The sequence below is a fragment of the Rhizobium sp. N324 genome (assembly GCF_001664485.1).
Classification (GTDB): domain Bacteria; phylum Pseudomonadota; class Alphaproteobacteria; order Rhizobiales; family Rhizobiaceae; genus Rhizobium.
Map to the genome: position 1 here is coordinate 1,480,079 of NZ_CP013630.1, position 13,173 is coordinate 1,493,251.

The following is a 13,173-nucleotide window of genomic DNA, read 5'->3' on the forward strand; positions in this document are numbered from 1 at the left end:
ACCGTCTATTCCTTGCCTGCCGAAGCGGCCGATGTCGCGGCTTCCGCCTCGTTCAGCGCCTCGGCGCATTCCCGGCAGCAGACCTCGACGGTCTTGCCGCCGAGCTTGACGGTGATGGTCTCCGCGCCGAGTTCACAGTCGCAGGCAGCGCATGTCGTCTTCTTCATAAGATGATCCTCCGGTTGATCGTCCCCGGATCGGGACAGACTGATAAGATCATCGAAGGCCGCATCGCCGCTGTCGAAATCTTTAGCGATTCCTGTCGGTCTTACCTGCGCCGTAGTTGCGCCGCGCGCTGGAATTCCGCCGGCGTCTGCCCGAAGGCCTGCTTGAAGGAGGCGCTGAAATGGCTATGGCTGGAAAAGCCGAGGTCGAGGCCGAGCGCGGTCAGATCCTCATACTGGCCGAGCAGATCGAGCGCGCGGGCAAGCCTCAGCCGCAGCTGATAGCGGTAAAGCGGCGTCGCCTCGACCTGCTGGAAGACCTGGGTGAGATAAACAGGCGAGACGCCCACTTCGGAGGCGATTTCCGACAGTGTCCAGCGCCGTGCCAGATCGGAGGAAAGCACCAGCTTTGCCCGGTCGACGAGTTTCTGCCGGCCGGCGCTGGCGCCGGCCGCATGCGATGTGCGCTCGCCGAGCGAACGGCGCACCAGCGTCAGCGCCAAGGTTTCCGCCTCCAGCGTTTCGGCGACGTTGCGCCTGAGACCGTGACGCAGAAGAGCGACCAGCGCCTGCGCGCGCGGATCGATCCGCCGGCGCTGGCGGCGGAATGAAAGGGCCGGGCCTTGCTGCACCTGGTCCTTCGGCGCGAGCTCTTCGAGCAGAGATTCGTCGATCGCCAGATCGATGCAGGCGTCGCCACCCTCGATTGGATGACTGATCCGATAACCCTGACCGGCATTGAAGAACAGCATCTGATTGGCTTCGGCCACCGTATCGTTGCGGCCGACATGCCGCATGAAGACGCCGCGATAGGGATAGACGAGGCTCGTCTTGTGAGTGCATTCCTCATCGCTTCGGTGGCGGCACTCGCCATCGCAGATGATGTCGCGAATGGCGATGGTCTTCGTTTTCAGAAGCAATGCCGTTGAAACCTGCGACATCTCGATTTCCCGGTGGACAGGCCGCGGACGAGGCGACCCGGCCACAGTATCACAACTGATGCCTGTGTTCAGGTGCGACTATAGACGTGAACGTCACTTTCCGTCTGTCCCCTGGAAAGGCCGATATCCTTCAGCTGATCGTCGGAAAGTTCCATCAGCGCATTGCGGTTGCGCCGTTCGCCGATCTTGCGTGCCAGCCAGCGGACGGCCGTGATTGCCGCAGGCAACAGGCCGGGCTCGTGATGCGAAGGACGGCTGTTGCGGCTTGTTATGGTGATATTCGAGCTATGCATGGTGATCCTCCATCCTTGTTGGATGGAGGCAGTGAACCATCAGCGGCGGCTTGGCGCTGTCAGAATATTTAGCGATTCGGAGGCGCGCTTACGCTTTCAGCAGCCATTCGTGCTCGACGGCATTGTGGAATTTCCAGACCCGTTTCGGCCCGGCCATGACATTGAGATAATAGAGATCGTAGCCGTGCGTTGCCGCGCAGGGATGGTAGCCCTTCGGCACCAGCGTCACGTCGCCGTCCTCGATCGCCATCGCTTCGTCGAGCGAGCGATCGTCGGTATAGACGCGCTGGAAACCAAAACCCTGCGGCGGGTTGAGGCGATGGTAATAGGTCTCTTCCAGGAAACTCTCGTTCGGCAAGTCGTCCCGGTCGTGCTTGTGCGGCGGATAGGAGGAGGTATGGCCGCCGGGCGTGATCACCTCGACGACGAGCAGCGAATGCGCCGAGCTGTCGTCCTCAGGCATGATATTGTTGACGTAGCGCACGTTCGTACCCTTGCCGCGCGTGACCTGCGGATGCGTGCCGGGAGAGATTTCCTTCGCCTCATAGGTGCCGCCGCCAGGCGCCGAGCAGACGGCGAGCTCGAGATCGGTCTCCGCCGTTACTGACCACGTCGATTCCATCGGGATATAGAGCGCATGTGGCGCGCCTTCGAACGGGCTCATACGGCCGCCGAGCGTGCCGAAATCCCTGGTGCCGGCCGATGCCTGGCCCTTGCCGGTCACCCAGACGAGGCAGACTTCCCGATCGCCGGTCTCTCCCGAAACCGTCTCGCCCGGCTTCAAGCGATGCAGATCGAAGCCGACATAGGTCCAGCCGGCGCTTTCAGGCGTGACATGCGTGACGCGGCCATGCGTGCCGGATGGTTTGACCTTGAGGTTTGGCATTGGTGGTTCTCCTCTACATTACAAAATCCCCGCCCCAAACCCCTCCCCACAAGGGGGAGGAGCTTAATCTGCGCCGCTGTCTCGCTCATGTTGCGACGTTCCTTTTGCAAGGTGGCGCTGTCTGGAGCAGGGCGGTGCCTCAAGTTAAGTCCCCCCATGTGGGAGGGGTTGGGGAGGGGTTTTCTTTTCCGTTATCCCTTCGGGAAACCTTCGGTTTCCACCGTATAACCCGCCGCCGTCATCACGCGCATCAGTTCGGCATGGCCGATCTCGGCCATCTTCTGCGGCGGCGCCTTGCGCGGATCCTGCTCGGCTTCGACGACGAACCAGCCCTCATAGCCGTGGTCAGCGAAGCGCTGGACGATGGCGCCGAAATCCAGCGAGCCGTCGCCCGGCACGGTGAAGGCGCCGAGTGCTACCGCATCGAGGAAGGACTGCCGGCTGCGGTCGAGACCGTCGACCACAGATTTGCGGATGTCCTTGACGTGGACATGGTTGATGCGGGCGTGGTGGTTGTCGATGGCACGCAAGACGTCGCCGCCGGCAAAGGCCAAATGCCCGGCATCGAGCAGCAGCGGAATGCCTTCGCCCGAATTACGCATGAAGGCGTCGAGTTCCGGCTCGGTTTCGACCACGGCGGCCATATGGTGGTGATAGGAGAGCGGCATGCCCTGTTCGGCGCACCATTCCCCGAACTCGGTGACGCGCCGCGCATAGGCCTTCATCTCGTCGTCGGCAAGGCGCGGCTTGGTCGCGAGCGGCTTGGAGCGGTCGCCCTGGATCGAGCGGCCGACTTCGCCATAGACGATGCAGGGCGCATTGACCGCCTTGAACAGGTCGATCATCGGCGCGATGCGGTCCTTGTTGGCGGCAAGCTCCTCATTGACCAACGTGCCGGAGAACCAGCCGCCGCACAGCGTCACGTCGGCGGCGCGCAGGATGGGCAGCATCTCCTGCGGGTTGCTGGGGAAGCGGCGGCCTTGCTCCATGCCGGTGAAACCGGCGCCGCGCGATTGCCGCAGGCATTCCTCCAGGGATACGTCGTCGCTGAGTTCGGGAAGGTCGTCGTTCCACCAGGCGATGGGCGACATGCCGAGTTTGGCCTTCATCAACATTCTCCTTAAAAGTAGTGCGGAGAAGCAGTTCCGCTCCTCCGAAAAATGACAGCAATAGAATCAGCCGATGCGCTGGGCGGCGCGCGCTTCGAGATAGCCCTTGCGCGCCTGGTTGACTTCTTCGCGCGGGCTGACTTCGGGCACCGCGACGTCCCACCAGTGGCCGCCGGCCTCGGTCGTAACAAGCGGGTCGGTGTCGATGAGGAAGACCGAGGTGCGGTCGTTTTTCTTCGAATCGGCGATTGCCTGCTCCAGCTCAGCAATGGACGAGACTTTGACAGCGATGGCGCCCATGCTTTCGGCATGCGCGCGGAAATCGATCTCCGGCATCACCTCGTGATAGGAGTCCTTGAGCAGATTGTTGAAGTTGGCGCCGCCGGTTCCCATCTGCAACCGGTTGATGCAGCCATAGCCGCGATTGTCGAGCACGACGATGTTGAGCTTGAGGCCGAGCATCACCGAGGTGGCGATCTCCGAATTCATCATCATGTACGAGCCGTCGCCGACCATGACGACGACCTCGCGTTCGGGATGCGCCATCTTGGCGCCGAGCCCGCCGGCGATCTCATAGCCCATGCAGGAAAAGCCGTATTCCATGTGATAGCTGCCCGGCGCCGTCGCCGGCCAGAGCTTGTGCAATTCGCCGGGAAGGCCGCCGGCGGCGCAAAGCACCGTCGTGTTCTCGCCACCGATGCTGCGCGCCACCGCACCGATCACCTGGGCGTCGGAGGGCAGGGCGGCATTGGTCGTCGCCATGGCCTTTTCCGCGGCTTCCATCCAGACTTTCTTCTCGGCCGCGGCCTTGTCGGCGAGTGCTGCCGGCGCCGTCCAGCCGGAAAGCCCGGCTGAAAGCGCCTTCAGCCCTTCGCGGGCATCGGCCACAACAGGATGGCTGTCGTGCTTCACCGCGTCATAGACGGCGATATTGAGGCCGATCATCTTCAGGCTGTCATTCTTGAACAGCGCCCAGGAGCCGGTGGTGAAATCCTGGCAGCGTGTGCCGACGGCGATGACGAGATCCGTCTCCTCAGCGATCGCATTCGCCGCGGACGTGCCGGTGACGCCGACCGAGCCGAGCGCCAGCGGATGGGTCTCGTTGATCGACGACTTGCCAGCCTGGGTGACGACGACGGGAATGGCGTGGGCCTCGGCAAAGGCGGCAAGCTCCTTCGTCGCCTGCGAATAAAGCACGCCGCCGCCGGCAACGATCACCGGCTTCAGCGAAGCTTTGATCAGTGCGATGGCATTGGCGAGTTCATCGGCATCCGGCTGCGGCCGGCGGATCGCCCAGACTTTTTCTTCAAACAGGCTTTCCGGATAATCATAGGCCTCAGCCTGAACGTCCTGGCAGAGCGACAAGGTCACCGGACCGCAATCCAAGGGATCGGTCAGCACCTGCATGGCGCGCTTCAGCGCCGAAATGATCTGTTCCGGCCGAGTGATGCGGTCGAAATAGCGCGAAACCGGACGGAAGGCGTCATTGGCCGATACCGTGCCGTCGCCGAAATCCTCGATCTGCTGCAGCACCGGATCGGGCGCGCGGTTGGCGAAGACGTCGCCCGGCAGGAAAAGAACGGGAATGCGGTTGACATGCGCCACGCCTGCGGCGGTCACCATGTTCAGCGCACCGGGGCCGATCGAGGTGGTGCAGGCCATGAAGCGCGTGCGGAAGTTCGCCTTGGCATAGGCGATCGCGGCATGCGCCATGCCCTGTTCGTTATGGGCGCGATAGGTCGTCAGTTCGCCACGCACCTGATAGAGCGCCTCGCCGATGCCGGCGACGTTGCCGTGACCGAAGATCGCCCAGACGCCGCCGAAGATCGGCACTTTCCTGCCGTCGACCATCGTCTTCTGCTTTTTGAGGAAATGCGCGACGGCCTGCGCCATCGTCAACCGAATCGTCTTGCCCATCGGGGCCTCCCGGAGTTTTGACTCTCTGTCTGTTTTCCCCTCCCCAACCCCTCCCCACAAGGGGCAGGGGCTAACCCGTGCTGCTCTTTCCATTCACACCACGAGGTTTCATCCGCAGGACGCTTGCTCACGGCGTGAGGCGATGCCTCAGATTAAGTCCCTCCCCCTTGTGGGGAGGGGTTGGGGAGGGGTCTTCTTCTCAATTCTCAGTGAAGCCCGCGCGTCTTCAACCACGCCTCTGTCAGCTGCCGGAAGCGGCCAGCCATGTCGGCGATCGCTTCCTCGTCGTTCATGGCGCCCGAAAGCCAGGCGCGCGCCGCATCGGCAAAGATCGTCCGGCCGACGGCAAAGCCCTTCACGGAAGGAGCCGCCAGCGTCGCCTCGAAGCAGGAGATCAGCTCCTCGGCGGGCGCCTCGAGCCCGAGCAGCACGATACCGCGGCACCAAGGATCATTTTTGGCGATGACGGCATCGATCTTCTTCCAGGCTTCGCCGGAAGCTTGCGGCTCCAGCTTCCACCAGTCCGGCTTGATGCCGAGTGCATACAGTTCTTCGAGCGCGGTGGCGATCGTATCGTCGGTCAGCGGCCCGTTCTTGCCGGCGATGATCTCCACCAGCAGCTCGCGACCGACTTTGCGTGCGGCTTCGAACAGCGTGCGCAGCTTCTCCTGCTGCTCGCTCTTCAATTCGGCCGGATCGTCGGGATGATAAAAGCACAGGCACTTTATGCAATGGCCGAGCGGCCACTCCACCAGCTGCGAGCCGATATCCTGGCTGAATTCGAAGCGCAGCGGCTTCGAGCCCGGCAGCTCCACGGGCCGGCCGATCCAGGAGAAATTTTTCGTCGCCGCATCGAAAAAGGCATCGCGGCCGAAACGTTCGTCGATCAGCATGCCGTAGCCGTCGCGGCCATTCGAAACCCGAGCCGCTGCCGAGACCGCCAGCCGCTTGAAGGCGACGATCTTCTCATGGCCGATGCCGAGTTCGTCGGCAACGCTGACGAGCTGTGAACGGTGGTCGATCGCCAACGCCATCAGCAGCGGAACGTCGCCGCGCCGGGTCGATGCCCAATGGATATGGTTGATCGCCTCGTCCTTGCGCAACGCCCGATGCTGGCTGCCGGTCTTGAGGAAGAAATCGAGTTCCGCCCAGGTCGGATATTCCGGCGAGCAGAGCAGGCGGGAAACGGCAAAGGCGCCGCAGGCATTGGCCCAGGTGGCGCAGGTCTTCAGCGGCTCGTCGCGCAGGAAGCCGCGCAGGAAGCCGGACATGAAGGCATCGCCGGCGCCGAGCACGTTGAAGACTTCGATCGGGAAACCCTCGCCGACGATGCCGGCTTCAAGATCGTCGGCGATCGGCCCGTCATAGACGATGCAGCCCATGGCGCCGCGCTTCAGCACGATCGTTGCCGGCGACAGGCGGCGAATCGCCTTCAGCGCACCGAGCACGTCGTCAGCGCCGGAAGCGATCAGGATTTCTTCTTCGGTGCCGACGATCAGGTCGCAATCCGGCAGCGTCTCCTTCATCTTCGAGGAGACTCGGTCGGATTTCACATAACGCTCGAAACCTTCGGCATGGCCGGCAAGGCCCCAGAGATTCGGCCGGTAGTCGATGTCGAAGATCACCTTACGGCCGTTCGCCTTGGCGATGCGGATCGCCTTGCGCTGCGCGGCCTCGGTATTCGGCCGGGAGAAATGCGTGCCGGACACCAGGACGGCGCGCGATGACTTAATGAAGCTTTCGTCGATATCGCCTTCGTCGAGCGCCATGTCGGCGCAGTCGGAGCGATAGAAGATCATCGGCGATACGCCTTCGGCCTCGACCGCAAGCAGCACCAGCGCCGTCAGCCGTTCCTTGTCGGTGACGATGCCATCTGTTGCCACGCCCTCGCGCGCCGACTGCTCGCGGATGAAGCGCCCCATCTGCTCGTCGCCGACGCGGGTGATGAGGCCGGATTTGAGGCCGAGCCGCGCCGTGCCGATGGCGATATTGGCCGGGCAGCCGCCGACGGATTTGGCGAAGGAGGCGATATCCTCTAGCCGCGAACCAATCTGCTGGCCGTAAAGATCGACCGAGGAGCGGCCGATGGTGATTACATCAAGCGCGGGCTCCGGCCGTGAACCCGGATTCGATTGTACCATGATGTCCTCCCGCTAGATTTTGCGCGGCTTCCAGTGCCTGCGAATTTGTCAATAATGAAACATCGGTTCCGATATTTTGTCAATTCGGAATGTTTATTCCATTTTCGCTTTCCCAGCTTTTGCGTGCTGGCGCTTGCGGCGCCGCTCGGCGATGGCCACCGGCAGCGCCATGGTGAGCGCCATCGAGGCCGAAAGCGAACGAAAGCCGGCGAAATCGGCCTCGGCCACTTCGAACCAGTGTGTGGCGCAGGCGGCAAGTGGCGAGAAGGCCGAATCGGTAATGGCGATGACGGGGACGCCGCGGTCGGCAAGCTCCTGGCTCTGGTTGAGGCTGTCGGCCGCATAGGGCGAGAAGCTTGCGGCGATCGCCGCATCCTTCGGTGTCGCGAACTGAACCATCTCCGGATCGACGCCATTCGGCGAGGCGACGATCTGGTGGCGGATATTGAGCTTGGAAAAAGCGTAGGTCATGTGCGCCGTCAGCGGATAGGAGCGCCGTTTGGCGATCAGATAGATCGTCTCGGCGGCGGCAAGGATATCCACTGCTTTGGTGAATGTGTCGCTCTGCACCGTCGCCGCCAGTCGGTTGACCGACTGGCTGGCCGCGGCGATGAAGCCAGACAGTAGATTGGCGTCCTCGTCGTCGCCGCTCGCCTGCTCCAGCGTGACCAGCCGCTCTTCATAGCTCAGCGTGCGGTCGCGCAATCTTTCGCGGAAGATGCTCTGCAGGTCGGAAAAGCCTTCGTAACCGAGATGGTGCGCCAGGCGCACCAGCGTCGAAGGCTGGACCTCGGAGGCGGCCGCGATGCTCGCCGTCGTGCCGAAGGCGATCTCGTCGGGATTGCCGAGCGCAAAGGCGGCGACCTGCGCCAGGCGCTTCGGCATGCTCGCTTTGCGCTCGATGATGGTGCTGCGCAGACTTTCGAAATCGCGCGGCACACGCGCCTGCCTCTGGGGGTCGTTATCCATGCTTGCGGCTCACGGGATGAAACAAATATTCCATATTGCGGAGCATAGACGATTTCAAACTGCGCGCCTAATTGTTTTTAATCGCCTGTAATTCAAGGGATTTAAACAGCTCTCGTAAAAAATGGTGCCGATGCCTGTGAATGGGTCTCTTGTCAAAATGATCCAAATATTCCAAAAATCCGCGCACAGTTTTGGAGGAGACGGAAATGAAGCCACTCGGCATCGGTTTGATCGGCACCGGCTATATGGGCAAGTGCCACGCGCTGGCCTGGAATGCCGTGAAGACGGTATTCGGCGACGTCGAGCGTCCGCGTCTCGTTCATCTGGCCGAAGCCAATGCCGGGCTGGCTGAGGCGCGGGCCGGCGAATTCGGCTTCGAGAAGGCGACGGCCGACTGGCGGGCGCTGATCGCCGATCCCGAGGTCGACGTTGTCTCCGTCACCACACCCAACCAGTTCCACGCCGAAATGGCGATTGCCGCGCTTGAAGCCGGCAAGCATGTCTGGTGCGAAAAGCCGATGGCGCCGGCCTATGCCGATGCCGAGCGCATGCTGGAAACGGCGGAACGCTCCGGCAAGGTTGCCGCCCTTGGCTATAATTATATCCAGAATCCGATCATGCGCCACATCAAGACGCTTGTCGGCGAGGGCGCCATCGGCACGGTCAACCATATCCGCGTCGAGATGGACGAGGATTTCATGGCCGATCCCGATGTCTTCTTCTATTGGAAGAGCGAGCTTTCCGCTGGTTACGGCGCGCTCGACGATTTCGCCGTGCACCCGCTGTCGCTGCTTTGGTATCTTTTCGGCCATGTCGAGGCCGTCATAACGGATATGGTCAAACCCTATGCCGACCGCCCGCTGAGCGATGGTGGCCGCCGTACCGTCGAAAACCACGATGCCGCCAACGTGCTGATGCGGCTTGGCGGCGGCATCTCCGCCGTGTTGATGGCCAATCGCGCCGCCTGGGGCCGCAAGGGCCGCATCGGCCTGCAGATTTTTGGCTCGAAGGGCTCGATCGTCTACGACCAGGAGCGGATGAACGAATTCGAACTCTATCAGGCCGAGGGTCGCGGCTCCGAACAAGGTTTCCGCAAGATACTGGCGGCACCAGCCCATCGGCCTTATGATCGCTTCATCCCGGCCCCCGGCCACGGCCTCGGCTTCAACGATCTGAAGATCATCGAATGCCGCGAGCTGATCCGGGCAATATCGGGTGAGCCGTCGTCGATCGTGACATTTAAAGACGGTCTCAGGATAGAGAAGTCGGTGCATGCCATGGCACAGTCCTTCCACGAGCGTCGCTGGATCGAGATCGGCTGAAGGTAAGAAGCCGCTTTCCGTTGACGGCGCATAGGGCAGGGGATAGGCCTTGGCATGAGTGTCGGCCTAGTTTCAGGAGTGAGATCGTGACGGATAGACTGGTGATCATCGGCGCGGGGCAGGCTGGTTTCGCATTGGCCGCTAAGCTGCGTGCCTTGAAGGACACGCGCCCGATCACCCTTATCGGCGCCGAGGACGTGGCGCCCTATCAGCGCCCGCCGCTTTCGAAGAAATATCTGCTCGGCGAAATGAGCTTCGACCGCCTGCTGTTCCGCGACCAGCACTGGTATGGCGACAATGACGTCGACCTTCGCCTTTCCACCTGGGCCGAGCAAATCAAGCCGGACAGCAAGCAGGTTCTGCTGCAGGACGGCTCCGTTCTCGACTACGGCACGCTGGCGCTCGCAACCGGCTCGACGCCGCGCCGGCTGCCGGCGGCGATCGGCGGCGATCTTGAAGGCGTCTATGTCGCCCGCGACAAGCGCGATGCCGATCTGCTCGCGGACGAAATGCGCCCTGGTCGCCGTGTCCTTATCATCGGCGGCGGTTATATCGGCCTCGAGGCGGCAGCCGTTGCCCGCCACCGCGGCCTTGAGGTCACCGTCATCGAGATGGCCGACCGCATCCTGCAGCGCGTCGCGGCGAAGGAAACCGCCGACATCATGCGCGGGATCCATGAGTCCCACGACGTGGCGATCCGCGAGAAAACCGGGCTCAAGCACCTGGTCGGCAAGGATGGCCGCGTCACCGGCGCCGCGCTTTCCGACGGATCGGTGATCGACATCGACTTTGTCGTCGTCGGTATCGGCGTCGTTCCGAATGACCAACTCGCCAAGGAGGCCGGCCTCGAAGTCGCCAACGGCATTGTCGTCGACGAATTCGCCCGCACCTCCGATCCGGCGATCTTTGCCGCCGGCGATTGCGCCGCTCTTCCCTGGCAGGGTGGCCGTATCCGGCTCGAATCGGTGCAGAACGCCGTCGACCAGGCCGAAGCGGCGGCAGCCGTCATCGCCGGTGGCAGCGCGGCCTATGATCCGAAGCCGTGGTTCTGGTCCGACCAGTATGATGTCAAGCTGCAGATCGCCGGTTTCAATCTCGGTTATGACGAAACGCTGCTGCGCCCCGGCGCCCGCGAAGGCGCCCATTCTATCTGGTACTTCCGGGAAGGCCTGCTGATTGCCGTCGATGCCATCAACGACGCCAAGGCCTATGTGACCGGCAAAAAGCTGCTGGAATCCGGGATCAACCCCGACCGATCGATTCTCGCCGACCCCTCAGCCGATCTCAAGGGCTTGCTCGGCTGAGCCGGACACCCACCCGTCGCCAAGAATCGCCGGCCACACGCTGTTCTGCGCCCGGCAATCCTCTCGGACGCCGGGCGGCAAAACGCCACTACGCCGTCGAAGAGAACGAAGCGCGATCAAAATCCGCCGATCCCGCCAGGAAATGCGGTCTGTTTGCGCAACCGGCCGAAATGCCGCCCACTGCATTTCTTCTGGTGAAAGCTCAAAAAACCCTTGCATTCCCAGACCGGTCGCCATAGTTAGGCCGCACCGGAGAGGTGGCCGAGTGGTCGAAGGCGCTCCCCTGCTAAGGGAGTATACGTCAAAAGCGTATCGTGGGTTCGAATCCCATCTTCTCCGCCATCTTGATTTTTCCCAGTTCAATTCAATTCACGCGGAAAACCATTTCCGCTTGGGCGACTTATGTCTCGTGATCGCTGGGCGGTCATGCCTTGCGATCGCGCAATAAGAGAATCGCTCCGCCTCGAGCATGAGAATCGCCAGCGGGGAATCATCGCCCGCTCGCATCCCCGACACGCAACGAAACCGAATCCGTGCATGTCTGGTTACGCTTGCCGCAGTGGCGATATCTCGTCCGGCATCAGGATTTCGTCAAAAAAGCGTTCCAAATATGTTGCGCAGCTCATGTCCAGATCACTGTTGGTCCGACCTAAGCTGCCGCAAAACCAAGGTTTTCTTAACAAAGCATAAAGGAAATCAGGGCCGGCTGCCCGACTTGTGTCCTTTGAGCAACAGGAAGTCGGGAAGGCTCCCTGAAACCCCCCATCCGAGTAAGTTGGTGATTGCGTGACGGCTTCCGTCTTGTATTTTCAGCGTCGGAAGCAAGGGCGACTGATCGTCCACTTCTTGCAACACGGGAATGGGGCAGGGAACGCTGCTCAGCGAAAGATCCCAAACCCGAACGAAACTTTGAATTGGAGGTCATTTATGAACATCAAGAGCCTTCTTCTCGGCTCCGCTGCTGCTCTCGCAGTAGTTTCCGGTGCTCAGGCTGCTGACGCTATCGTTGCTGCCGAGCCGGAACCGGTTGAATACGTTCGCGTCTGCGACGCATACGGCACCGGCTACTTCTACATCCCGGGCACCGAAACCTGCCTCAAGATCAACGGCTACATCCGTTTCCAGGTTAACGTCGGCGAAGACGTCGGCGGCGATTCGGACTGGGATGCCGTTACCCGCGGTCAGGTTCAGTTCACGGCCAAGAGCGACACCGAGTATGGTCCGCTGACCGGCGTCATCGTCATGCAGTTCAATGCTGACAATGCCACCGACCAGACCTCCAAGCTCGACTCCGCTTACCTCGACATCGCCGGCTTCCGCGCTGGTCTGTTCTACAGCTGGTGGGACGACGGCCTCTCCGGCGAAACCGATGATATCGGTTCTGTCGTAACGCTGCATAACTCCATCCGTTATCAGTACGAAACCTCCGACTTCTACGCTGGCATCAGCGTCGACGAACTGGAAGACGGCGTTTACAAGGCCGGCGAAGAAGCCAACAACGTTGGCGTCGCTGTTGGTCTCGGCGGCAAGGCCGGCGCATTCAGCTACCAGGTCACTGCCGGCTACGACGTCGATAATGACGACGGTGCTATCCGTGCAATGGGTACGGTTGACATCGGTCCCGGCACGCTCGGCCTCGCCGGCGTATACTCCACCGGCCCGAACTCCTACTACTCTTCGGCTGAGTGGGCTGTTGCTGCTGAATACGCTATCAAGGCAACCGACAAGCTGAAGATCACCCCGGCCGTTCAGTACTACGGCAACTACTTCGGCGGTGGCAAGGCTGTTCCGGATGACTTCGACGGTCTCGGCGATGCCTGGAAGGTCGGTCTGACGGTTGATTACCAGATCGTCGACAACTTCTACGCCAAGGCTTCGGTTCAGTACCTCGATCCGGATGATGGCGACGACTCCACGACGGGCTACTTCCGTCTGCAGCGTTCGTTCTAATCTGATCTGACTTCGGTCAATCAGGAAAGCCCGGCTCTTGAGCCGGGCTTTTTGCATTGAGGGATCGCAGCGTCTGCCAGCTGGCCGGCTTCCATGAGGTCGATGCATGTCGCCCGGAGGTGCGTCGCGGTTCGGGGGCAACGACATGTGTTACGGCAACGCGCGAGCGCATCGCGT

Annotated in this window: 11 protein-coding genes and 1 tRNA gene; 4 read left to right on the plus strand and 8 right to left on the minus strand. The window is 61.7% G+C overall.

The window, feature by feature from the left end:
• Positions 1–5: 5 nt before the first annotated feature.
• From AMK05_RS35130 to AMK05_RS07110, 8 genes are all read right to left on the minus strand, one after another.
• Complete coding sequence (locus tag AMK05_RS35130) at positions 6–167, minus strand: hypothetical protein (RefSeq protein ID WP_171899757.1); 162 nt, start codon at positions 165–167, stop codon at positions 6–8.
• A gap of 101 nt (positions 168–268) precedes the next feature.
• Positions 269–1,105, minus strand: a complete 837-nt coding sequence (locus AMK05_RS07080) for a helix-turn-helix transcriptional regulator (protein ID WP_064837841.1) — start codon at positions 1,103–1,105, stop codon at positions 269–271.
• A gap of 68 nt (positions 1,106–1,173) precedes the next feature.
• Positions 1,174–1,398 carry a DUF1127 domain-containing protein gene (locus AMK05_RS07085; protein WP_064837844.1) on the minus strand — a complete coding sequence of 75 codons (225 nt, stop codon included), beginning with the start codon at positions 1,396–1,398 and terminating at the stop codon, positions 1,174–1,176.
• Between the two features lie 88 nt (positions 1,399–1,486).
• The gene (gene iolB, locus AMK05_RS07090; protein ID WP_064837846.1) at positions 1,487–2,284 is read right to left on the minus strand and encodes a 5-deoxy-glucuronate isomerase; all 798 of its coding nucleotides are present in this window, start codon (positions 2,282–2,284) and stop codon (positions 1,487–1,489) included.
• Positions 2,285–2,475: 191 nt separating this feature from the next.
• Positions 2,476–3,393 carry a myo-inosose-2 dehydratase gene (gene iolE / locus AMK05_RS07095; protein WP_064837848.1) on the minus strand — a complete coding sequence of 306 codons (918 nt, stop codon included), beginning with the start codon at positions 3,391–3,393 and terminating at the stop codon, positions 2,476–2,478.
• A 66-nt stretch (positions 3,394–3,459) separates the two neighbouring features.
• On the minus strand, positions 3,460–5,310 hold the full coding sequence (iolD, locus tag AMK05_RS07100; RefSeq protein WP_064837850.1) for a 3D-(3,5/4)-trihydroxycyclohexane-1,2-dione acylhydrolase (decyclizing): 1,851 nt from the start codon (positions 5,308–5,310) through the stop codon (positions 3,460–3,462).
• 206 nt (positions 5,311–5,516) lie between these two features.
• Complete coding sequence (locus AMK05_RS07105; RefSeq protein ID WP_064837852.1) at positions 5,517–7,451, minus strand: bifunctional 5-dehydro-2-deoxygluconokinase/5-dehydro-2-deoxyphosphogluconate aldolase; 1,935 nt, start codon at positions 7,449–7,451, stop codon at positions 5,517–5,519.
• Between the two features lie 93 nt (positions 7,452–7,544).
• Complete coding sequence (locus tag AMK05_RS07110) at positions 7,545–8,420, minus strand: MurR/RpiR family transcriptional regulator (protein WP_064837855.1); 876 nt, start codon at positions 8,418–8,420, stop codon at positions 7,545–7,547.
• A 206-nt stretch (positions 8,421–8,626) separates the two neighbouring features.
• Between AMK05_RS07110 and AMK05_RS07115 the strand changes: the two genes are divergently transcribed.
• The 4 genes from AMK05_RS07115 to AMK05_RS07130 all read left to right on the plus strand — a co-directional run bounded on the left by AMK05_RS07115 (position 8,627) and on the right by AMK05_RS07130 (position 12,996).
• Positions 8,627–9,742, plus strand: a complete 1,116-nt coding sequence (locus AMK05_RS07115; protein WP_064837857.1) for a Gfo/Idh/MocA family protein — start codon at positions 8,627–8,629, stop codon at positions 9,740–9,742.
• 86 nt (positions 9,743–9,828) lie between these two features.
• Complete coding sequence (locus tag AMK05_RS07120; RefSeq protein ID WP_064837859.1) at positions 9,829–11,046, plus strand: NAD(P)/FAD-dependent oxidoreductase; 1,218 nt, start codon at positions 9,829–9,831, stop codon at positions 11,044–11,046.
• A gap of 251 nt (positions 11,047–11,297) precedes the next feature.
• A tRNA-Ser gene (locus AMK05_RS07125) sits at positions 11,298–11,388 on the plus strand.
• A gap of 585 nt (positions 11,389–11,973) precedes the next feature.
• Positions 11,974–12,996, plus strand: coding sequence for a porin (locus AMK05_RS07130; protein ID WP_064837861.1), 1,023 nt, complete (start codon positions 11,974–11,976; stop codon positions 12,994–12,996).
• The last annotated feature ends 177 nt before the right edge of the window (positions 12,997–13,173 follow it).